Origin of the sequence: Brevundimonas goettingensis, from assembly GCF_017487405.1 — a bacterium.
Taxonomy (GTDB): domain Bacteria; phylum Pseudomonadota; class Alphaproteobacteria; order Caulobacterales; family Caulobacteraceae; genus Brevundimonas; species Brevundimonas goettingensis.
The window spans coordinates 1153163-1174513 of record NZ_CP062222.1; the positions used below are offsets into that span (position 1 = coordinate 1153163).

Sequence of the window (21351 nt, forward strand, 5' to 3'; positions counted from 1 at the left end):
GATCATGGCATATGACCGGCTCTGAAATGAACGCTCGCGTTGTGAAAAAGATGATGCGGCCGATGCTTATGGCCGGCGCGGTCCTGGGAATGGCCTCGGGCCTGTCCGCCTGCGTCGGCTCCTTCGACCCGGAAACGGACGCCAGTTCGCCGCTGGCCCCGCGCGTCCAGGCCCTGGTCGACGCCAATCGCACCTATCCGCGCTGGGAGGACTTCCCGCGCTCGTCCGAGCCCGTGCCGCCCGCGGCCCAGGTGGCCCAGCAGGTCAATACCTTGCGCGCGACCGGCGGCGCCCTGGCCAATGAGGTCTCGACCCTGCAGTGGCAGAACAGCGACCCGGCTGCTTTGGAGCGCGAGGTCGCCGCCCGCGTCGCCGCGACGCCCGTTTCGCCCGACGCCGCCCGCACGGCTGCCGAGCTGGACGCCTATGCCCAGTCCCTGCGCGACCGCGCCAAGGCTCCGCCGCCGGTCGGCCGCACGTCCACGCCACAACCCCAGCCGGCGCCCCAATAGCCGTCACGGACTGAAGTTAGTCTCGCCCGGACCCAAGAATCCGGGGATCATGCTCCTCAAGGAGACACGCAATGGCCGATACGGCCCCCTTCGACACCCGGCCGCTCGATGAGCGCCGCAAGGTGACGACCACCGAAATCCCGTTTTCCAGCCTCGCCGCCGACGCCGTGCGCGTGACCGAGGCCGCCGCTGTCGCCTCCTTCGCCCAGATCGGCCGGGGCGACGAGATGCAGGCCGACCAGCTGGCCGTCGACGCCATGCGCACCCAGCTGAACCAGTTGGAGATCGACGGCCTGATCGTCATCGGCGAGGGCGAGCGTGACGAGGCGCCCATGCTCTATATCGGCGAGGCGGTCGGCACGGGCCGCGGCCCCGCCGTCGACATCGCCCTCGATCCGCTGGAAGGCACCACCCTGACGGCCAAGGCCATGCCGGGCGCCCTGTGCGTCCTGTCCATGTCGGCCGGGGGCGGCATGCTGCACGCGCCCGACACCTATATGGACAAGATCGCCATCGGCCCCGGCTATGCGCCCGGCACCGTCGATCTCGATATGAGCCCGGCCGAGAATGTGCGCTCCCTGGCCTCGGCCAAGGGCGTCGATCCGCGCGACATCACCGTCTGCGTCATGGACCGGCCGCGCCACTCCGAACTGATCGCGGCCCTGCGCGAGGTCGGGGTCAAGGTCATGCTGATCGGCGACGGCGATGTGGCGGGCGTCATCCATACGACGGACCCCGCGACCGGAATCGACCTCTATCTGGGCTCGGGCGGGGCGCCGGAAGGCGTGCTGGCGGCCTCGGCGCTGAAATGCGTCGGCGGCCACTTCCAGGGGCGGCTGGTGTTCCGCAACGACGACGAACGGGCCCGCGCCCACCGGATCGGCATCACCGACCTGAACCGCAAATACGACCTGCATGAGATCGTCGCGACCGACGCCGTCTTCGCCGCCACCGGCGTGACTGGCGGCGCCCTGCTGGACGGGGTCAAGATCGAGCGCGGCCTGGTCAGCACCCATACGGTGGTGATGGATTCCTCGACCCACACCGTGCGCCGCATCCGCACGACGCGGCCGTTGTAATGGCTGACGGGGGTATCCCTTCCGGCGGCATCAGCCAGTTCCTCGACGTGTCTCGCTCGCTGTCGGGACGGGCCTGGCGGCAGCGTCCGGCCGAGCCCTCGGTCACCCGCGCCCATATGCAAGCCCTTGGCCTCGACGAGCCCCTGGCCCGGGCCCTGGCCTCGCGCGGGGTCCGGGCCGATCAGGGGGCGGACTTCCTGACACCCACACTCAAGGCCCTGTTTCCCGATCCGTCCAGCTTCATGGACATGGACGCTGCCGCCTCGGCCATCCTCGACGCCCTGACGGCCGGATCGAGCATCCACGTCTTCGCCGACTATGATGTGGACGGCGCGTCCAGCGCGGCCTTGCTGGTGCGCTGGTTCCGGGCCATGGGCGCGGATCTGCCCATCTATGTCCCCGACCGCCTGACCGAGGGCTACGGCCCCAGCGCGAAGGCCTTTGACACGCTCAAGGCCTCGGGCGCCGATCTGGTCATCACCGTCGACTGCGGCGCGGCGGCCAATGAGGCGGTGGCCCATGCCGGCGCCATCGGTTTGAACGTCGTGGTCATCGACCACCATATGATGCGCGAGGAGCCGCCGCAGTGTCTGGCGGTCGTCAATCCGAACCGGCCGGGCGACAATTCGGGTCAGGGCAATCTGGCCGCCGCCGGGGTGGTCTTCGTGCTTCTGGCCGCCCTGAACCGCGAGGCGCGGGCGAGGGGGCTGTTCTCCGCTGAAAACGGGGGGCGCGACCAGCCCGACATCCGCCAGTGGCTGGATCTGGCCGCCATGGGCGCGGTTTGCGACGTCACCGGCCTGACCGGCTTCAACCGCGCGCTCACGGGCCTTGGCCTGCGCGTCATGTCGGACTGGAAGAACCCCGGCCTCAAGGCCCTGCTGGCCGCCGCCAAGGCCGAGGAAGGCCCCGCCAAGACCAATCACGCAGGCTTCATCCTGGGGCCGCGCATCAATGCGGGCGGCCGGATCGGCAAGTCGGACCTCGGCGCCCGCCTGCTGTCGACCGACGACCCGGAGGAGGCGCGGGTCATCGCCGAAGAGCTGCACGCCCTCAACATCGGCCGTCGCGAGATCGAACGTCTGGTCACCGAAGAGGCCACGCGCCGCGTCGAACAGACCAAGGCCCACGACGACGGCTCGGCGGTGGTCGTCATCGCGGGCGACGACTGGCACCCGGGCGTGGTCGGCATCGTCGCGGGCCGTCTGCGCGAACGCTGGAGGAAGCCCGTCATCGTCATCGGCGTCGACGCCGTGAACGGCATCGGCAAGGGCTCGGGTCGGTCCCAGCCCGGCATGAACCTGGGCCGCGCCATCCAGGCCGCCTGGAACGAGGGCCTGCTGATCGCCGGTGGCGGACACGCCATGGCGGCGGGGCTGACGGTGAAGACCGACGGCATCGACGCGCTTCGCGACTTCCTCAACGACCGCCTGTCGGGCGAACAGGTCGAGGCCGAGGTTCTGGACCGGGTCGAGATCGACGCCCTGATCGAGCCCGGCGGCGCGACCCGCGCCCTGTTCGAGACCTTCGAGCAACTGGCTCCCTTCGGCCCCGCCAACCCCGAGCCCCTGTTCGCCTTGGCCGGGGTGCAGGCGCGCGAGCCGGTGGCCATGAATGGCGGCCATGTGCGCTGTCGCCTGGTTGGACCGGACGGCGCCTCGGTCAAGGCCATCGCCTGGCGCTGCGCCGATCTGCCGCTCGGCAAGGCGCTGCTGGCCGGGCAGGGCGGCCTGAGCGTCGCGGGTCGTCTGAAGGCGGACGACTGGAACGGCCGCCGTGGCGTCCAGTTCGAAATCGAGGACGTCGCCGACCCTCGAATGGCGTCCTGAAAACAATCGTCGATTTGGTGTTGCGCCCCCCGGAATCGGCGGCTATATCGCCCGCTCTCGCGCAGCGGTCCCTTCGTCTATCGGTTAGGACGTCAGGTTTTCAACCTGAAGAGAGGGGTTCGACTCCCCTAGGGACTGCCACGCGGACCTCCGGAAATCGGCGGCAATACATCGACTGCTCTCGCACAGCGGTCCCTTCGTCTATCGGTTAGGACGTCAGGTTTTCAACCTGAAGAGAGGGGTTCGACTCCCCTAGGGACTGCCAGCGGGATCTTCCCCGACATCCTGACGAAAAGTGACCGTTTTTGCGCGGAAGCGGGAAAGTCGTGTCTTTTCAGCAAATGTCTTGCCCTAAATTCCCCTGACGCGCGCGAAACGTGCGTTTTTGTCTTTTCTCTCGTTCACAGAACCGTGGTAAACGTACGCCGTTCCGCAGGAGGTGCGGACAGGGGGAAGTGACTGTGTCTGATTACGAGGGGCTGGAGGCGCCGGACGTGGTCCGGATCACCGGCCGGGTGAAATGGTTCGATCCGGGCAAGGGCTACGGCTTCATCGTGCCTGACGAGCCTGAACGGACCGATGCCAAGGACGTGCTGCTGCACGTGAGCTGCCTGCGGGACTGCGGCCACGAGACCGCGGGCGAGGGCGCGTCGATCACCTTTGACTGCGCACGCCGGGCCAAGGGCTGGCAGGTCGTGCTCGTCCACGAACTCGGCGCGGGCGATGCGCAGGTCGCCCCGCCACGCCGCACCGGCTATGACGGCCTGCGCGCTGACAGCCGCGGCGTCCAGCCGCGCGCCGAGACCTCCGTCGCCGCCGGCGAGATGGAATCCGCCACCGTCAAATGGTTCAATCGCACCAAGGGCTATGGTTTCGTGGTGCGCGCCAATGACCCGGGCGATATCTTCGTCCATATCGAGACCCTGCGGCGCTTCGGCCTGGACGATCTGGTCCCGGGCGAGACGGTCCGGGTGGTGTTCGCCGAAGGTCCCAAGGGACTGGTGGTGGCCGAGATCAAACCGGGCGGCTAAGGTTCGCCCCCTGGAGGGCGTACCCATGAGCTTCACGCGTCGATTTGTCGTTTCTGGCCTGTTCCTGGTCCTGGCCGCCTGCGCCCAGGGCACGAAGGGCCCGGTTGATTCGGCCGGCCGTCCGCTGGAACCCCTGACCGTGGTCACCGCGACCGGCGAACACGCCTTCATGGTCGAGATCGCCGACGACGAGGCCGAGCGCCAGCGCGGCCTGATGTTCCGCCAGCCGCTTGAAGCGGACCGCGGCATGCTGTTCGAGTTCGAGGTCGCGGCCGAGCAGGGCTTCTGGATGAAGAACACCCCCAGCTCGCTGGACATCGTCTACATCTCGGAAGACGGCCACATCGTCTCCATCGCCTCGCACGCCACCCCCTTCTCGGAAGCGGTGCTCAGCTCCAACGGTGCGGCCAAGGGCGTGCTGGAGGTCCGTGCGGGCCGGATGGGGGAGATCGGCGCCAAGGCCGGCGACGTCGTTCGCCACCCCTTCTTCCACAACTGAGGCCGCTATCTGCGTCAGCTTTCTGCGCCTCTGGGCCGGTTCGCGTTTGCGGTGCGGCGCCGAGTGTGCCAAATCCCGCCGCCGGAGTGTAGCGCAGCCTGGTAGCGCATCTGGTTTGGGACCAGAGGGTCGGAGGTTCGAATCCTCTCACTCCGACCAATCATCCTTTTGAAGAGGCTACCGCTCGCGACGTGGTCGCTCGCTGCTTGAGCCCTCGACGCCTCGCTGCGACGCGGTATAAGACGCCTTCACAACGCTTCCCTGTCGAGAGTCTCCGCCCATGCTGGCCCGCATCTACCGCCCCGCCAAGACCGCGATGCAGTCGGGCAAGGCCAAGTCGAAGGACTGGCGGCTGGAGTTCGAACCGGCGTCGGCGCGCACCACCGATCCCCTGATGGGCTGGATCGGCTCGTCGGACATGAACGGTCAGGTCCGCCTGACCTTCGAGACCCAGGAAGAGGCCGTCGCCTACGCTGACCGCTACGGCATCCCGTTCCGCCTGCACACGCCGCAGGAGCCGCCGCTGATCCTCAAGGCCTACGCCGACAACTTCGCCACCAACCGCAAGCAGTCCTGGACGCACTGATCGTTGTGGCTACCGCACTTCGGGCTACTTGAGCCACATTCTGCGTTCGGCTACCGCGCGTTCGCGCTACTTGAGCCGGATTCTCCTTGCGGCGACGGCGCGTAGCGCTACTTCAACCACAGGCCTCACGGCTTAACCCGGCGCCCATAGCTCAACCGGATAGAGCACCCGCCTTCTAAGCGGGATGTTGCAGGTTCGAGTCCTGCTGGGCGCGCCAGTTTTCAATGCGGCCGTCGGGCCGCCCGTTCAGGAGGCCGGCATGGCCGAGACGAAGAACCAGACGCTGAAGGGCATCATCCGCTTGGACGGCGCCACCTTCCGCGATTGCGAGTTCGTCGACGCCCGCTTGCTCTATGAAGGCGGCACGCCGCCCAACTTCATCAACTGCCGCTTCACCAACACCCATTTCGCCTTTGAGGGCGCCGCCGGCAACACGGTCAACTTCCTGCGCGCCATGGCCCCGCCCCAGTCGAACATGCGCGAGGTCGTGTTCGGCCTGATGCCCGAGCTGCGCGCCAACTAGGCCAGGCTCTTCAGGCCTTCAGGGCCTTGCGCCAGGCGGCGAGGCCGATATCCAGATCCGCGATCAGGTCGGCCGGATCCTCCAAGCCGACGTGGAACCGCAGCAGTTCGCCGGCCAGGCGCGCGGGCGACTGGCGGTAGGCCATCTGGTGCGTCTCGTGCGTGGCCAGGCTCTCATAGCCGCCCCAGGAATAGCCCAGACCGAACAGGCTGAGCGCGTCGAGGAAGGCGCGTCCGGCCTCGGTCGTGCCGCCCTTCATCTCCAACCCGAACAGGGAGGCCGCGCCCGAATAGTCGCGGGCCCACAGGGCATGGCCGGGGTCGGAAGGCAGGGGCGGGTAGAGGACGCGCGCCACCTCGGGCTGCTGCCCCAGCCAGGTCGTGATCTCCAGCGCCGACCGGGCCTGTTCGGTCATCCGCAAGGGCAGGGTGCGCAGGCCGCGCAGGGCCAGCCAGGCATCGTCGGGCGAGACGTGCCAGCCCACGTCCTCGATCGTGCCGTCGATGGCCCGGCCCAAGGCGGCGTCGTTCGTGGCGATGGCCCCCATAAGCAGGTCGGAGTGGCCCGCGGCGTATTTGGTCACGGCCTGGACGCTGATATCGACGCCATGCCTCAGCGGCTTGAAAGCCAGCCCGGCGCCCCAGGTGTTGTCCATGATGCTGATCACGCCTTTCGCCCGCGCGGCGGCGGCCAGGGCCGGGGCGTCCAGCATGTCCATGGTCAGGGAGGCCGGCGATTCGATCAGGACGGCGCGGGTGGTCTCGCCGATCAGCCCGGCGACTTCTTCGGCGCTCGCCTCCGCGGCATGGAAGCGCACGCTGACGCCCCGGGCGGTCATCCAGCGCGACAGGAAGCGACGGCTGGGGCCATAGACGGCGTCGGAGGCGATGATCTCGTCGCCCGGCCGGGCCACCGCCAGCAGCGGCACGGTTACGGCCGCGAGGCCCGATGGGACGATCCAGCTCTCGGCCGCGCCTTCCAGCCCCGCAAGAGCCGTGCGCAGCTCCCGCGCGGCGGTGGTTCCGGCCAGGCCGTAGACGGGGCCGAGGCTTTCGTCGCGCATCTGATCGGCGCGATCGCTGAGCATGGTGGAGGCGCGCTCCACCGGCGGATTGACGGGTCGGCGCCCGCGTCCCCTCTGGGTGGCGCCGGCGATCAGTCGGGTGCGGTCGGAAGGCGTCTTCATCCGCTTTCGATGGCCTTCGACGGGTTGCGGATCAAGGCCCGAAGGCCTCTAAAAGGATCACGCAGGACAAGAGGCCCCCCTATGCTGAAGACCGCGAGCCCGGGACGACGTCTGGCCCTGATGGGTCTGGCCCTCCTGACGCTTGCGGGCTCCGTGGCGGGGTGTGGCGAGAAGCGGACCAACCCGGGTCCCGCCGATGTCGCCGACACGGGCGCCTTGCCCAAGGCGGGCGTGGTCAAGGCCGAGAGTCCGACCCTGAAGGCGGTGCAGAGGCGCGGCTATCTGAACTGCGGCGTCCATCAGGGGCTGGTCGGCTTCGCCTATACCGACAACCGCGGCGACTGGCGCGGCTTCGATGTGGAGTTCTGTCGGGTGATGGCGGCTTCCATCTTCGGCGATCCGGACAAGGTGCGCTTCGTGCCCCTGACCGCCGACAACCGCTTCGACGCCCTCGCGGCCGGGCGGATCGACGTCCTGTGGCGCAACACCTCCTGGACGATGGACCGCGACGTCGGCGGCCGGTTCACCTTCGCCGGGATCAACTATTACGACGGCCAGGGCTTCATGGTCCGGCGCGCACTGGACCTGAACAGCGCCTCCGAGCTGAACGGCGCCCGGGTCTGCGTCGCGGCCGGGTCGACCAGCGCCCTGAACGCCCAGGACTACTTCCGCTCGCGCGGCATCGAATACACCCCGGTCGTGGCGCCGACCGAGGAGGCGGCGCGGCAGGCCTATGGGCGCGAGGACTGCGACGCCTTCACCGCCGACATCTCGGCCCTCGCGGCCGCGCGCACGACGATGGCCGATCCACAGCAGCATGCGATTCTCGCCGACATCGTCTCCAAGGAGCCTCTGGGTCCGGTCGTCCGGCGCGGCGACGAGCAGTGGACGGCCCTGGTCCGCTGGACCCTGAACGCCGTCATCCTGGCCGAGGAGATGGGCGTGACCCAGGCCAATGCGAAGCAGCTCGCCAAGGACAGCGCCGACCCGCGCATCCGCCGCCTGCTGGGCGTCGAGGGCGACTTCGGCGAACGGCTGGGCCTGTCGAAGGACTGGGCGCTGGACGCCGTCGTCGGGGTCGGCAACTACGGCGAGATCTTCGAGCGGAACCTGGGTGCGCAATCGGCCCTCGACCTTGCCCGTGGATTGAATGCACAATGGAACGCGCGGCCGGGCGGGCTGATCTACGGCCTGCCGATCCGCTGATGACCTTGCGGCGCTGTTGCTGCGCCCGACACAACGACCTCGTGGGGACGAATGACTGAGACGAAACGCGGCGGGATCCCGCTTCACTGGCTGATGCTGATCGGGTTCGTGGTCGGTCTGGCCGGGGGCCTGGCGGCCAACTTCTACGTCGACCCCGAAGCCGCCTGGCTGACGACGCTCGTCGCGGTCGCGGGCACCATCGGCCAGCTGTTCCTGAAGCTGCTGTTCATGATGGTCATCCCCCTGCTGTTCTCGGCCCTCGTGATCGGGGTCGCCGAGATGGGCGATCTGAAGTCGCTGGGACGGGCGGGGATCAAGACCCTGTTGCTGACCATCGTGGTCTCGGGCATCGCCGTGGTCATCGGCCTGGGCATGGTCAACTTCTTCCGCCCCGGCGACGGCGTCGCTCCGGAAGTCGCCGCCAAGCTGATGCAGCAAGGCGCAGAGGGCGCGGCGGCCATCGTCGACAAGGCCCCGGCCAGCGTCCAGTTCGACCAGTTCTTCCTCGATCTGGTGCCCTCGAACGTGTTCACGGCGGCGTCGGAGAACCAGATCCTGCCGGTGATGATCTTCGCCCTGTTCTTCGGCATCGGCCTGGTGATGGCGCAGTCCAAGGCCACCGACCAGCTTCAGCGGACCATCGAGGGCCTGCTGGAGGTCACGATGAAGCTGATCAACCTCTTCATCAAACTGGCCCCGCTGGCCATCGCCTGCCTGATGTTCAAGCTGGCCGCCGTGTTCGGCTGGGACCTGCTGGTGCGTCTGGCGGCCTATGTGGCGGTCGCCGTGGGCGCGATGCTGATCCACATGTTCGTGGTCTATCCGCTGGTCGTCTGGATCGGCGGCGGCATGTCGCCGTTCCGATTCTTCAAGGGCGTGCGCGAGCCCATGGTCGTGGCCTTCTCGACCGCCTCGTCCAACGCCGCCCTGCCGGTGTCGCTGAAGGCGGCCGAGACCGAGCTGGGCCTGCCGCGCAAGATCGCCCGCTTCGTCCTGACCGTCGGCGCCACCGCCAACCAGAACGGCACCGCCCTGTTCGAGGGCGTCACTGTCCTGTTCCTGGCCCAGTTCTTCCACATCGACCTGACGATCGGTCAGCAGGTGCTGGTCATGCTGGTCTGCATCCTCGGCGGCGTCGGCACGGCGGGCGTCCCTGCCGGTTCGCTGCCGGTGGTGGCGATGATCCTGGTCATGGTGGGCGTGCCCGCCGAGGGTATCGGCCTGATCCTGGGCGTCGACCGTTTCCTCGACATGTGCCGCACGACGCTGAACGTCACCGGCGACCTGGTGCTGGCCACGGTGGTCTCGCGCGGCGAGAGCGACGACTCGGTCGCGGCCGATGCGGAAGAGCCGGAGCCGGTCGGGGCCTAACCGACCACCACCGGCGTGTCGTCGCGACCGCCCCATTCGGCCCAGGAGCCGTCGTAGACGGCGCTGTCGCGGCCCAACTCTGCGAGAGCCAGGGTCAGGATGGCGGCCGAGACGCCCGAGCCGCAACTGGTGATGATGGGGCCCTCAAGGTCGAGGCCGACGTCTGCGAACCGGGCCGACAGGGCCTCGCCGCGCAGCATCAGCCCGTCCTCTGCCAGCAGGGTCTTGAAGGACAGGTTGAGCGCCCCGGGCATATGGCCGGAGCGCAGGCCCGGACGCGGCTCGGCAGCCTCGCCCCGGAAGCGGGCTTCGGGGCGGGCGTCGACGATCTGGGCGTCGCCCGTCAGGGCGGCCAGCACCGTGGGCAGGTCGGCGACGTCGCCGGTGCGGGGCGTGGCGGTGAACAGGGCAGGCGTCGGCGCGGTCGCGGCGCCGCTCTCGACTGTGCGGCCCTCGGCGGTCCAACGCGGCAGGCCGCCGTCCAGCACCCGCACGTCCTTCGCCCCCATCAGCCGGAAGGTCCACCAGACGCGCGGCGCCGAGAACAGGCCCGCCGTGTCATAGACCACCACCGTGTCGCCCTCCGACACGCCCAGAGCGCCCGCGGCCTCGGCGAAGGCGTCCGGCGTCGGCAGCATATGGGGCAGGGGGCTGGAATGGTCCGAGACCCCTTCCAGATCGAACCAGACGGCGCCGGGGATGCGGGCCTCAAGGTGCTCGGCCGAGGCGTCACGCCCGTCCAGATGCCAGCTGGCGTCGATGATCCTGAGCGACGGATCGCCGAGGCGGGCGGCGAGGTCGGCGGTGGAGATGAGGGGGGAGGGTTGGGTCATGGATCGGAGATAGCCCTTCTCCTGCTCCATCACTATCGGGTGACGCCGATTTCACTATCCGCCGCCCGGGCCGCGCGCGATACTCGGGGGGCCATCGAAGGAGAACTCCATGCTGGGCATCGTCGTCGTCGTCGTCATCATCGCCGTGATCGGCTTCGTGATCATCGGGTCCTACAACCGGCTGGTGGCGCTGAACCAGAAGGCGGACCAGTCGTTCGCGGACATCGACGTCCAGCTGAAGCAGCGCAACGACCTGATCCCCAACCTGGTCGAGACGGTGAAGGGCTATGCCTCGCACGAGAGCGGCACGCTGGAGGCCGTCACCGCGGCCCGCGCGGCCGCCGCCGGGGCCACCACGGTTAATGAGAAGGTCGCCGCCGACAACATGATGACCGGGGCGCTGGGGCGTCTGTTCGCCGTGTCGGAGGCCTATCCGGACCTCAAGGCCAACACCAACTTCCTGGAGCTGCAGCGCGAGCTGTCGGACATCGAGAACAAGCTGGCCGCCGCGCGCCGCTTCTTCAACAACGCCGTCGCCGAGTTCAACGCCGTGCGGGCCCAGTTCCCGACCGTCCTGATCGCCGGGATGTTCGGCTTCGGCGCGGACAAGCCCTTCTTCGCCGTGGACGCGACCGAGCGCGCCACGATGAACGCCGCCCCGCCGACGGTGAAGTTCTGAGGCCTCGATAGATGGGCGGCGCGGTCGGTCTGCAGACCCACATCTGGGCCAACAACACCCGGTCGGTCATCCTGCTGGCGATGTTCCCGGTCCTGCTGGTCGGGCTGATCTTCGGCGTCCAGCTGATCGCCATGGGGCTGGGCCTGCTCCCCAACTCCGGGCGGGGGCTGGGCGACGACCTGGCCTATGCGGTCTCCATGCTGGGGGCGACCATCCCGCTGGCCATCGTCGTGGCGGGCGTCTGGTTCGTCATCGCCTGGTTCGGCAACCAGGCCATCATCGACGCCATGACCGGCGCGACCAAGGTCGAGCGCCGCGACATGCCCGAGCTCTATAACCTGCTGGAGAACCTGGCGATCTCGCGCGGGCTCAAGACCCCGACGCTGCGGATCATCGAGACCGACGCGATGAACGCCTATGCCTCGGGCCTGCACGAGGGGCAGTACAGCGTCACCGTCACCCGGGGGCTGCTGAACGTGCTGGACCGCGACGAGGTCGAGGCCGTGCTGGCCCATGAGCTGACCCACGTCATCAACAAGGACGTGCGGACGATGGTCGTCGCGTCCATCTTCGCCGGGATCATCAGCGTGGTGGCCCAACTTGTCCTGAGGTCGATGTTCTATGTCCGCGGAGGAAGCCGCAGGGACAACAGGAACGCCGGGCCGCTGATCCTGATCGGTCTGGTCATCGCGGCGGTCGGCTATGGGCTGGCGATCGTGATCCGGCTGATGCTGTCGCGGACGCGGGAGTATGTCGCCGACGCCGGCTCGGTCGACCTGACCAGGAACCCCGACGCCATGATCTCGGCCCTGCGCAAGATCGAGGGACACTCGACCGTCAAGGCGCCCGACGAGGTCCAGGGCATGTTCCTGGACAACCAGCCCGACAAGGAGGGCATCGACAGCCTGTTCGCCACCCACCCTTCGATCGAGAAGCGGATCGCGGCGCTGGTGAAGTATGCGGGCGGGCGCGACCTGCCGCCGCCGGACTATGGAGCCGCCGTGCCGGCGACCCGGTATGGGACGTCTGTTCCCATCTCCTGACCCTCTCCCGGCGGGAGAGGGCTTGAGCCTCCGGGAGCGAAGCGATCGGCCAGGCGAAAGGGTGGGGGGCTGGCGGCGAAAGTCGGATACGCCAACCCCTCACCCGGCCGCGCCAGGACGACGGCCAAGGCCGCCGTGCGCGGCCTCCCTCTCCCGCCAGGAGAGGGAGCGGAAGGATCAGTCTTCCAGCCGCATCCAGCCTTGGTGGCGCAGGACTTCCATGGGGCGGAAGTTGGCCTTGTAGTCCATCTTGGTCGAGCCCTGGACCCAGTAGCCGAGGTAGACGAAGGGCAGGTTCACGGCCCGGGCCTGACGCACGTGGTCGAGGATGGCGAAGACGCCGAGCGAGCGGCGCTCAAGCTCCGGATCGAAGAAGCTGTAGACCATGGACAGGCCGTCCGAGAGCAGGTCGGCGAGGGTGACAGCGACCAGATCGCCGGGGCCGCCGTCGGGCGAGACCGTGCGGTACTCAATGAGGTGGGTGCGGACCGCCGTGTCCTCGACCATGGCGACATAGTCGGCCCAGGTCATGTCCGTCATGCCGCCGCCGGGGTGGCGGTGGGCGAGGTAGCGTTTGAGCAGGTCGAACTGCTCGATCGTGGCCTCGGCCTCGACCAGGGCGCGCGACAGGTCGGCGTTGCGGCTCAGGGTCTTGCGCTGCGAGCGGCTGAACGCGAACTCGGGGACCGGCAGGCGGACGGAGACGCAGGCGTCGCAGTTCTCGCAGGCCGGGCGGTAGGCGATGTTCTGGCTGCGCCGGAAGCCCGCGTGGGTCAGCTCGTCATTGACATGGGCGCCGTCCGAGAAGGGCAGGTTGGCGAACACCTTCCGCTCGGTCATGCCGGGCAGGTAGGGGCAGGGCGCGACCGCGGTCATGAAGAAGCGAAGCTGACGGGTCGGGATATGCTGGGTCACGGGCCTAGGTCCGCACCCGATCTTGCCAACAGTGTGACGCCTGACCGTTCATGGCCTGATTTGGCGCGCTTCGTGGCCAGATCGCAAGGGCGTTCGCGCCACACAGGAGTGGCTCCGATACCCCGGTCTGGATCACAGGCTGGTGTCCATGGGCAGGACCGGGGCCTCGCGCAGCAGGACGATGGCGATGCGACGGTTGCCCGCCAGCGAGGGATCGTCCGGGTACAGAGGGTCGGAGCCGGCCTTGCCCGCGACGGAGTAGACCCGGTCGGGATCGACGCCGGCCTGTTGCAGGATGGACCGCGAGGCGTCGGCGCGGTTGGCCGACAGGGGCCAGTCGGCGGCGGTCGAGGCGCGGCCCGAGCCGGCGACCGAGGAGGTATGGCCGCTGATCGCGATACGGTTGGGCAGGCGGTTGATCACCTGGGCCACGGCGCGCAGCAGGACCTGGGCGCGGGCGTTGGGGCGGGCCGAGTTCTGGTCGAACATGGACCGGCCTTCCTGATCGACCAGCTGGATACGCAGGCCCTCGGGCGTCTGGTCGATGATCAGCTGCTTGGACAGCTCGGCCAGCTCGGGCATGCGCTGCATGGCCTGACGCAGGCTTTCGGCGGCGCTCTGGAACTCCTGGGCCTCGCGGCGGGAGACCTCGGCCGCCAGGGCCGCGTCGCTGGCGGAGGCGACATTGGGGCTGGAGCCAGAGTCCGGCGGGGCGTCCGGCGGCGCCTGGGGCGCAAGTTGCTGGGTGACCGACATCGAGCCGGCGGCCTTGGAGCCGTCCTGACCGAGGGCCGTGCCGCCAAGCAGGCCGCCCGAGCCGGAGGTGCTGTCCGAGACGCTGGCCGGGGCGAAGTACTCGGCGATGCCGCGCTTCTGCTCCGGGTCGGTCGTGTTGATCAGCCACATCAGCAGGAAGAAGGCCATCATCGCGGTCACGAAGTCGGCGTAGGCGACCTTCCAGGCGCCGCCGTGGTGCCCGCCGCCGGACACCTTCTTGATCTTCTTGATCAGGATCGGACGATCGCCGGCGGATGACATGCAAGGGACCTTGGGGAGAACAGGCCCACAGGGTGACGGTTCAGGGTTAACGCCGCGTTTCCCATTTGCTCGATCCGGCGGCCTCCTTTAGGTCGGGATCGTGACCCTCGAACCCTTGCCCGACGATCTCGCCCGCGACACCGCCGCCTATCGCAGGGCGCTGGGCGCCTTCGCGACCGGGGTGTGCGTCGTGACCGCCGACAGCCCGGCCGGGCCGTTGGGGATCACCGTCAACTCCTTTACCTCCGTCTCGCTGACGCCGCGACTGGTGCTGTGGTGCCTGGACGAGCGGTCGGACCGCTGGCCGGTGTTCGCCGCCGCCGAGCGGTTCGCCATCCACGTCCTGCCCTCGACCGACAAGCCGCTGGCCAGCCGGTTCGCCAAGGGCGTCTCGCTGCTGGGGGAGGGGGAGTTCGTCCGCCCCGCCGACGACGGCGCGCCCTGCCTGCCCGAGGCCCTGGTGCGGTTCGAGTGTTCGACGCATGACCGGATCCAGATGGGCGACCATCTGATCATCGTCGGCAAGGTCGAGGCCTTCCACGACGCGGGCGGCCCAGAGAGCGGGCTGGAGGCCCTGACCTTCTTCCGCGGTCGCTACGGCGCCGCATCGGAGCCGACAGAATGAAGATCGCCTTCGCCGGACTGGGCGTCATGGGCGCCCCGATGGCGCGCCACCTGTTGAACGCCGGCCACGAGGTCACGGGCTACAACCGCTCGCCCGCCAAGGCTGTCGCCTGGGCCGAGGCGAACGGGGGCAAGGCTGGTCAGGCAAGGGTGGGCGCGACGGTGGCCGAGGCCGTGAAGGGCGTCGAGCTGTTCGTCCTGTGCGTCGGCAATGACGACGACGTGCGGGCGGTGGTGACCGAGGCCCTGCCGCACCTGGCCGAGGGGGCGGTGGTCGTGGACCACACCACGACCTCGGCCAAGGTGGCCCGCGAGATGGCCGAACTGGCGGCCGGGAGCGGCCGCTTCTTCATCGACGCCCCCGTGTCCGGCGGTCAGGCGGGCGCCGAGAACGGCCAGCTGAGCGTCATGGCGGGCGGCGACGCCGGGGCCCTCGCGAGGGTTGAGAGCGCCGTCATGGCCTACTCCAAGGCGATCCAGCACATGGGGCCGTCGGGCGCCGGCCAGCTGACCAAGATGGTCAACCAGATCGCCATCGCGGGCGTGGTCCAGGGCCTGGCCGAGGCCATTCACTTCGCCAAGACGGCGGGGCTGGACACCGACGCCGTCTATCAGGCCGTGTCAAAGGGCGCGGCCCAGAGCTGGCAGATGGACAACCGCTGGAAGACGGCGGCGGAAGGGAAGTTCGACTTCGGCTTCGCCGTCGACTGGATGCGCAAGGACCTGGGTCTGGTGCTGGACGAGGCCCGGGCCAACGGGGCCACGGTGTCCCTGACCGCCCTGGTCGACCAGTTCTATGCCGACGTCCAGAAGCTGGGCGGGCGGCGCTGGGACACCTCCAGCCTGAAGGCCCGGCTGGAGCCCTGAGGGCGCGTTTTGCACTCGAAAAAAGTGGGTGCAAAAAGTGCAATGGTTCAGGTTTGACCTGAGGATCAGGCCTTAAGGTGCTGAATTTAAATCATCAGTTGAGCGCTGTGCGTTGCGCTCCGTTTTGCGCGCGTGCAGGCGGCGTGCATGGGATGAGGGCGCGGGCCGTGGGGCGGGGCGCCGGATGTCAAAGACCGCGGCGCAGTTTCGCACGGCCTCAAGGTCTGCTGAACCGATTGGCGAACTCTCGCGAAAGCCTTCATGATTTCAATGGGCAGTGGCGCCGGAATATGTGAGCCGAGCTCCGGATGTGACCCGTGCGACGCAAGGGCGCGGGGGCTCAGGTCGAATCGGACGGGTGGCTGGGGGTTTGACCCGACTTCCCCGTCAGGGCCGGCGTGCTTTCCTGTTTCATGAAGCCGAGCCTTCCCCGTGCCCGGCAATCATGGAGACGTGTGATGGCGGACAAGAAACCGAATATTCTGGTGATCTGGGGCGACGACATCGGCATGTGGAATGTCGGCGCCTACACTCACGGCATGATGGGCGACACGCCCAACATCGATCGCATCGCCAAGGAAGGCATGCTCTTCACCGATCACTATGGCCAGCCGAGTTGCACTGCCGGCCGCGCCGCCTTCATCACCGGCCAGATCCCGCTCCGCTCCGGCATGACCACGATCGGCATTCCCGGATCGGCACTCGGCCTGCAGAAGGAAGATCCGACGCTCGCCGAAGTGCTCAAGGAGGCCGGCTACAAGACCGGCCAGTTCGGCAAGAATCATCTGGGCGACCGCAACGAGTTCCTGCCGACCGTCCATGGCTTCGACGAATGGTTCGGCAACCTCTACCACCTCAATGCCGAGGAAGAGCCCGAACAGCTTGACTATCCGGGTCAGAAGGACCCCGAGTACAAGAAGAAATACGCCCCGCGCGGTGTCATGCATGCCTGGGCGACCGACGTCGATGACGACACCGAAGATGGTGTGTTCGGCCGGCGCGGCAAGCAGAAGGTCGAGAATACCGGTCCGCTGACACGCAAGCGGATGGAAACGTTCGACGGCGAGGTGCTGGACAAGACACTCGACTGGCTCGGCCGCAACAAGGATGGTCCGTTCTTCTGCTGGTTCAACACCACCGCGATCCACATCTGGTCGCACCCGCAGCAGAAGTACAAGCAGATGGCGGCAGACGAAGGCCGCGCCGAGGAAGATTTGGTCCGAGCCAAGATGCTGGAACATGACGAGCAGATCGGCGTGTTGCTTAAGTGGCTGGACGACAACAATCTCACCGACGACACCATCGTCATCTATTCGACCGACAACGGCAATGAACTGATGATGTGGCCCGACGGCGGCTATGCACCGTTCCGCGGCGAGAAGGGCACGACCTGGGAAGGTGGCGTGCGCGTGCCGATGCTTGCTCGTTGGCCCGGAACCATTCCGGCCGGCAGCAAGAGCAACGCCCTGCAAAGCCATGAGGACGTCTATGTCACCCTGGCAGCGGCGGCCGGTCTGACCGACATCAAGGAAAAGCTGCTCAAGGGCACCAAGCTTGGCAAGAGCGAGATCACCTACAAGGTGCACCTCGATGGCTTCAACCAGATGGATGTGTGGACCGGCAAGACTGATGTCTCGGCCCGTAGTGCCTATTTCTATTATGACGAAACCGACCTGACGGCGGTCCGCGTGGGCAACTGGAAGATGCACATCGGCGTCAAGAAGGAAGGCAGCTGGTGGAACGAGAAGTACTGGCCTTCGGTGCCCTATATCTTCAACTTGCGCATGGATCCGCTTGAGAAGATGGATCCGGAGAGCGAGGAGTGGGGCTATATCGGCCGCAAGTTCGTGGCCTCCAAGCTGTGGGCTCCGACCGCTGCGACTCCCTATATTGCCGCGCAGATGAAGAGCATCATGGACTATCCGCCGCGCCAAGGCTCTGACTCGTTGAGCGTACATAAGGTGCTCGAAAAGGCGATGGCAAAGCTGGAGAATGCGGGCGCCAGCAGCAACTGAGCGCCTGGTAACAGCCAAAAACAAGGATGGGCCGGACCCGCAAGGGGCCGGCCCGTTCGCTTTGGGGAGCGATTTTCTTTGAACCGGACAGCAGCCGACCCGATCCACACCTTCTACAACGCCCATCCCTATCCGCCGCCGGTCGCCGATCTCGAGCGCGCGCGTGCGCAGTGGCGCGAGCCGAACCGCGCGAGGGCCGACTACCACCAGTTCTGGCCCGACCGGCCCTATCGCGCGGATATCGACATTCTCGTCGCAGGTTGTGGCACATCGCAGGCGGCGAGGCATGCGGCCACCCGTCCGGAAGCGCGCGTTACCGGGATCGACGTCAGCGAGGCAAGCCTCAAGGAGACGCAGGCGCTCAAGCACAAGTACAAGCTCGACAATCTTGAAACCGAGCTGCGCGCGATCGAGGATGCGGGGGAACTCGGCCGACGCTTCGATCTCGTCGTTTGCACCGGCGTGCTCCATCACCTGGCCGATCCCGAGGCAGGACTTCGCGCGCTACGTTCGGTGCTGAAGCCCGGAGGGGTGCTCTACCTGATGCTCTATGCGCCCTATGGGCGTACCGGCATCTACCTGCTGCAGGACTATTGCCGCAGGCTGGGCATCGGCGCCTCGCGCGGCGAGATCGCCGAGCTGGTCGAGGCGGTCGAGGCGCTTCCCTGGCAGCATCCGCTGCGGCCCGTAATGGAGCAGTCGAGCGACTTCCTCGATCCCGACGCGCTCGCCGATGCACTGCTCAATCCGCGCGACCGGGCGTATAGCGTGCCGCAACTGTTCGAGGCGCTCGCCGCCAATGGCCTGTCCTTCGTTCGCTGGTATCGGCAGGCGCCCTATCTGCCTCAGTGCGGGGCAATCGCGCAGACGGCGCACGCAGAGCGGATCGGCAAGCTCGATCCGGCCGCGCAATATGCGGCAATGGAGCTGTGGCGCGGGGCGATGGCGACGCATAGCCTCGTCGTTCGCCGGGACGACGAGACCGGGGGAGCGCCAATCGACCTCGGGGGCGAGTGCTGGAAGGGCTATGTGCCGATCCGGCTTCCCTCCACCGCCTGTGTCGCCGAGCGCCTTCCGCCGGGGGCTGTCGGCCTGCTGTTCAACCGGAATCATTGGTTCCACGACCTGATTCTGCCGATCGGCTCGACCGAAAAGGCGCTGTTCGACGCCATCGATGGCGACCGAACGATCGGCGAAGTCATCGAACGTGTCGGGGCCGCGGCGACTGAGGCTGCACGGTCGTTCTTCAAATCGCTTTGGGCCTATGACCAGGTGGTGTTCGATGCCTCGGGCCCGATCTCGGGCGGAATCGGGCGGCGGCTGAGGGTTTGACCCGACTGTCGCGGTTCCGATGTCGTGAGAGCGTCGCCTTGTCGCCGCGAGCTGGAAGGGCGCGGCGGCGAGAGGTCCGCAAGGCCGGAATCCTATCGAGGGAGGGGTTTCGGGGCAGGCGGCGGGAGGCGCGATTATCCCGGCGTCTCCCGCCGCTCGCGGATCGAGCAGATTTGTCGCGGCCAGAACGGGCGCGGCAGGCCGGAGAAACCGGCGCGTCGACGAACGGGGAGGGGACGCCGGTCAGGGCGTCCCCTTTTCCGTCTCCCCCTTTGTCGCCTTTTCCCCGACGATCGCTCCGAGCGAAACCCGCGTCCGCTCCGCCTCGGCGAGCAGGTCGGCGCGCCGGGCTTCGCCGAACCCGTCGAGAGTCCGGTAGGGCATGGCGAGGCGGATATTGTCGCGCAGACGGCCGCGATTGCGCTCCAGAAAGCCCCAGTAGAGCCGGTTGAACGGGCAGGCGCCGTCGCCGGACTTGCCCTTCACGTCATAGCGGCAGGCGCCGCAGTAGTCGCTCATCCGGTTGATATAGGCGCCGGAGGCCGCATAGGGTTTGGAACCCACGATGCCGCCGTCCGCGAAGGTCGCCATGCCGCGGGTGTTGGGCATCTCCACCCATTCGTATGCGTCGGCGTAGACCGTCATATACCAGTCGTCGACGGCGTCGGGATGCACGCCCAGCATCATGGCCAGATTGCCGGTGACCATCAGCCGCTGGATATGGTGGGCGTAGGCGTTGGTGCGGCTGGTCGCGACCACGTCGGCGACGCAGGCCATGTCGGTTTTGCCGGACCAGTAGAACCACGGCAGGACGCGGTCGGCGTCGAGCGCGTTCCTCTGGCGGTATTCCGGGACCTTGAGCCAGTAGACGCCGCGCATGAACTCGCGCCATCCGAGGATCTGGCGGATGAACCCCTCGACCGCGTTCAGGGGGGCGGCGCCCGCGCGATAGACGGCCTCGGCCCTGCGGCAAACGTCCAGAGGATCGAGCAGGCCGAGGTTGATCGCGGTCGAGATCAGCCCGTGCCACATCCACGGCTGCCCTTCCGCCATGGCGTCCTGCCAGTCCCCGAAGGCGGGCAGGACGCGGTCGAGGAAGTCGGCCAGCACCGTCTCGGCCTCCTCAGCCGTGGTCGGCCAGCCGAAGCTCTCCAGATCGCGGAAATGGTCGGGGAAGAGGCGGGCGACGTCGGCGATGGCGTCGCGGGTCAGGGAGGAGGGCGGCGTTCTCAGCCGTTGGGGCGGGCGCAGGCCTTTCGTGAGTTTGCGGCGGTTCTCGGCGTCGTAGTTCCAGCGTCCGCCTTCAGGGTCCGGGCCGTCCATGAGCAGGCCGGTCTCGCGGCGCATTTCCCGGTAGAAAAACTCCATTCGCAGTTCGCGCTTGTCCGTCGCCCAGCGTCTGAAACGGTCCCGGGAGCAGATGAAGCGGCGGTCCTCGCGAATCTCCACCGGAACGGTAGCGACGCCGGCGAAGGCTTCCAGCGCCTGGGCCAGCCGCCATTCGCCACATTCGGTCAGGACGATTTTGGAGAAAGGGCTCGCGTCCAGGGCGCGGTGGAGTTCCCCGACGATGGAATGGGTGTTGTCGGGATCGTCAATGCGGACATAGCGGACGGCGACGCCGCGGTCCGCAATCCGGGCGGCGAAGGCGCGCATCGCCGCGAAGGTGAGGGCGATCTTCTGCTTGTGATGGCGGACATAGGTCGCCTCGTCGCGTACCTCGGCCATGAGGACGACGTCGTGGTCGGGGTTGAGGTCGCCCAGGCCGGTCAGTGCGTTCGACAACTGGTCGCCGAGGACGAGGCGCAGGACGGGGCCGTCCGGGTCGGCTCTCATGAGCCGAGTCCTGCGAACCAGTCCGCATAGGGAGTGTTCCGGGCCATGTGCTGATTGTAATCCGGCGCGCCGTCGGTCCACCAGACAGGGCCCCGTTCGCCCAGGGCCACCTTGGCGGCGTCCACGTCCCGGCGGGCCTGGCGGAGGTCGTCCGGGTTCTCACCGGAAAGCGCGGTCCGGACGGCTCGTCGGGCATCCATGAGGGCGTTCACCAGCCGCTGACGTTCATCGGGATCGAGGTCGGGCCGCGAGGTGCGCCACAGCCGGCCGCGCACCTCGAAATAGCGTCCGTCAGGCGTCGTCGGGTACTTCATCAAGGGCGACGAACATCGGGGGGCTGTTCCGGT

General features: G+C 67.8%; 21 protein-coding genes and 4 tRNA genes. 19 read left to right on the plus strand and 6 right to left on the minus strand.

The annotated features are described in order from the left end of the window. Window positions 1-62: 62 nt before the first annotated feature. The 11 genes from IFJ75_RS05735 (at window position 63) to IFJ75_RS05785 (ending at window position 6059) form a co-directional block, all read left to right on the plus strand. The gene (locus tag IFJ75_RS05735; protein ID WP_225897012.1) at window positions 63-512 is read left to right on the plus strand and encodes a hypothetical protein; all 450 of its coding nucleotides are present in this window, start codon (window positions 63-65) and stop codon (window positions 510-512) included. 71 nt (window positions 513-583) lie between these two features. Next, window positions 584-1591, plus strand: coding sequence for a class II fructose-bisphosphatase (glpX, locus tag IFJ75_RS05740; RefSeq protein ID WP_207931667.1), 1008 nt, complete (start codon window positions 584-586; stop codon window positions 1589-1591). Beyond that, window positions 1591-3420, plus strand: a complete 1830-nt coding sequence (recJ, locus tag IFJ75_RS05745; protein WP_207931668.1) for a single-stranded-DNA-specific exonuclease RecJ — start codon at window positions 1591-1593, stop codon at window positions 3418-3420. The genes glpX and recJ overlap by 1 nt, the downstream gene beginning before the upstream one ends. 66 nt (window positions 3421-3486) lie before the next feature. Next, window positions 3487-3561: transfer RNA gene (locus IFJ75_RS05750), tRNA-Glu, on the plus strand. Window positions 3562-3610: 49 nt separating this feature from the next. Beyond that, a tRNA-Glu gene (locus tag IFJ75_RS05755) sits at window positions 3611-3685 on the plus strand. A 196-nt stretch (window positions 3686-3881) separates the two neighbouring features. After that, a complete protein-coding gene (locus IFJ75_RS05760) occupies window positions 3882-4451 on the plus strand; it encodes a cold-shock protein (protein WP_207932489.1) in 570 nt (189 codons plus the stop codon). Window positions 4452-4476: 25 nt separating this feature from the next. Continuing rightward, window positions 4477-4950: a DUF192 domain-containing protein gene (locus IFJ75_RS05765; RefSeq protein ID WP_207931669.1), complete on the plus strand. Its 474-nt coding sequence runs from the start codon at window positions 4477-4479 to the stop codon at window positions 4948-4950. Between the two features lie 82 nt (window positions 4951-5032). After that, window positions 5033-5109 (plus strand) — tRNA-Pro (locus tag IFJ75_RS05770). 121 nt (window positions 5110-5230) lie between these two features. Next, window positions 5231-5536, plus strand: coding sequence for an ETC complex I subunit (locus IFJ75_RS05775; RefSeq protein ID WP_207931670.1), 306 nt, complete (start codon window positions 5231-5233; stop codon window positions 5534-5536). 140 nt (window positions 5537-5676) lie between these two features. After that, window positions 5677-5753: transfer RNA gene (locus IFJ75_RS05780), tRNA-Arg, on the plus strand. Window positions 5754-5795: 42 nt separating this feature from the next. Next, on the plus strand, window positions 5796-6059 hold the full coding sequence (locus IFJ75_RS05785) for a hypothetical protein (protein WP_207931671.1): 264 nt from the start codon (window positions 5796-5798) through the stop codon (window positions 6057-6059). A gap of 10 nt (window positions 6060-6069) precedes the next feature. Here the strand turns inward: IFJ75_RS05785 and metC are convergent, their stop codons facing one another. Next, window positions 6070-7245 (minus strand): cystathionine beta-lyase, encoded by a 1176-nt coding sequence (gene metC / locus IFJ75_RS05790; protein ID WP_207931672.1) that lies wholly within the window; start codon window positions 7243-7245, stop codon window positions 6070-6072. An 81-nt stretch (window positions 7246-7326) separates the two neighbouring features. Here metC and IFJ75_RS05795 point away from each other — a divergent pair, with 81 nt between their 5' ends. Both IFJ75_RS05795 and IFJ75_RS05800 read left to right on the plus strand, forming a co-directional pair. Further along, window positions 7327-8451 carry an amino acid ABC transporter substrate-binding protein gene (locus tag IFJ75_RS05795; protein WP_225897013.1) on the plus strand — a complete coding sequence of 375 codons (1125 nt, stop codon included), beginning with the start codon at window positions 7327-7329 and terminating at the stop codon, window positions 8449-8451. 51 nt (window positions 8452-8502) lie between these two features. Then, on the plus strand, window positions 8503-9822 hold the full coding sequence (locus IFJ75_RS05800; protein ID WP_207931673.1) for a dicarboxylate/amino acid:cation symporter: 1320 nt from the start codon (window positions 8503-8505) through the stop codon (window positions 9820-9822). Here the strand turns inward: IFJ75_RS05800 and sseA are convergent. Continuing rightward, window positions 9819-10655: a 3-mercaptopyruvate sulfurtransferase gene (sseA, locus tag IFJ75_RS05805; protein WP_207931674.1), complete on the minus strand. Its 837-nt coding sequence runs from the start codon at window positions 10653-10655 to the stop codon at window positions 9819-9821. The genes IFJ75_RS05800 and sseA overlap by 4 nt on opposite strands. Before the next feature lie 109 nt (window positions 10656-10764). On the opposite strand from sseA, the gene IFJ75_RS05810 reads away from it, so the two are divergent. Further along, window positions 10765-11334: a LemA family protein gene (locus IFJ75_RS05810; RefSeq protein ID WP_207931675.1), complete on the plus strand. Its 570-nt coding sequence runs from the start codon at window positions 10765-10767 to the stop codon at window positions 11332-11334. Between the two features lie 11 nt (window positions 11335-11345). Further along, window positions 11346-12377 carry a M48 family metallopeptidase gene (locus IFJ75_RS05815; protein WP_207931676.1) on the plus strand — a complete coding sequence of 344 codons (1032 nt, stop codon included), beginning with the start codon at window positions 11346-11348 and terminating at the stop codon, window positions 12375-12377. A gap of 177 nt (window positions 12378-12554) precedes the next feature. Here the strand turns inward: IFJ75_RS05815 and IFJ75_RS05820 are convergent, their stop codons facing one another. Further along, on the minus strand, window positions 12555-13292 hold the full coding sequence (locus IFJ75_RS05820; protein WP_207931677.1) for an arginyltransferase: 738 nt from the start codon (window positions 13290-13292) through the stop codon (window positions 12555-12557). Between the two features lie 132 nt (window positions 13293-13424). After that, entirely contained in the window at window positions 13425-14330 is a 906-nt protein-coding gene (locus tag IFJ75_RS05825; RefSeq protein WP_207931678.1) for a flagellar motor protein MotB, read from the minus strand. Window positions 14331-14430: 100 nt separating this feature from the next. On the opposite strand from IFJ75_RS05825, the gene IFJ75_RS05830 reads away from it, so the two are divergent. From IFJ75_RS05830 to IFJ75_RS05845, 4 genes are all read left to right on the plus strand, one after another. Next, window positions 14431-14955, plus strand: coding sequence for a flavin reductase family protein (locus tag IFJ75_RS05830; RefSeq protein ID WP_207931679.1), 525 nt, complete (start codon window positions 14431-14433; stop codon window positions 14953-14955). Beyond that, window positions 14952-15821 carry an NAD(P)-dependent oxidoreductase gene (locus IFJ75_RS05835; RefSeq protein ID WP_207931680.1) on the plus strand — a complete coding sequence of 290 codons (870 nt, stop codon included), beginning with the start codon at window positions 14952-14954 and terminating at the stop codon, window positions 15819-15821. The genes IFJ75_RS05830 and IFJ75_RS05835 overlap by 4 nt, the downstream gene beginning before the upstream one ends. A 458-nt stretch (window positions 15822-16279) precedes the next feature. Next, window positions 16280-17836 (plus strand): arylsulfatase, encoded by a 1557-nt coding sequence (locus IFJ75_RS05840; protein WP_207931681.1) that lies wholly within the window; start codon window positions 16280-16282, stop codon window positions 17834-17836. Window positions 17837-17914: 78 nt separating this feature from the next. Next, entirely contained in the window at window positions 17915-19168 is a 1254-nt protein-coding gene (locus IFJ75_RS05845; protein WP_207931682.1) for a class I SAM-dependent methyltransferase, read from the plus strand. 243 nt (window positions 19169-19411) lie between these two features. On the opposite strand, the gene IFJ75_RS05850 is transcribed toward IFJ75_RS05845, so the two are convergent. Together IFJ75_RS05850 and IFJ75_RS05855 are read right to left on the minus strand one after the other, a co-directional pair. Continuing rightward, the gene (locus IFJ75_RS05850) at window positions 19412-21004 is read right to left on the minus strand and encodes a cryptochrome/photolyase family protein (protein ID WP_207931683.1); all 1593 of its coding nucleotides are present in this window, start codon (window positions 21002-21004) and stop codon (window positions 19412-19414) included. Further along, window positions 21001-21318: a hypothetical protein gene (locus IFJ75_RS05855; protein ID WP_207932491.1), complete on the minus strand. Its 318-nt coding sequence runs from the start codon at window positions 21316-21318 to the stop codon at window positions 21001-21003. The genes IFJ75_RS05850 and IFJ75_RS05855 overlap by 4 nt, the downstream gene beginning before the upstream one ends. Window positions 21319-21351: the final 33 nt, after the last annotated feature.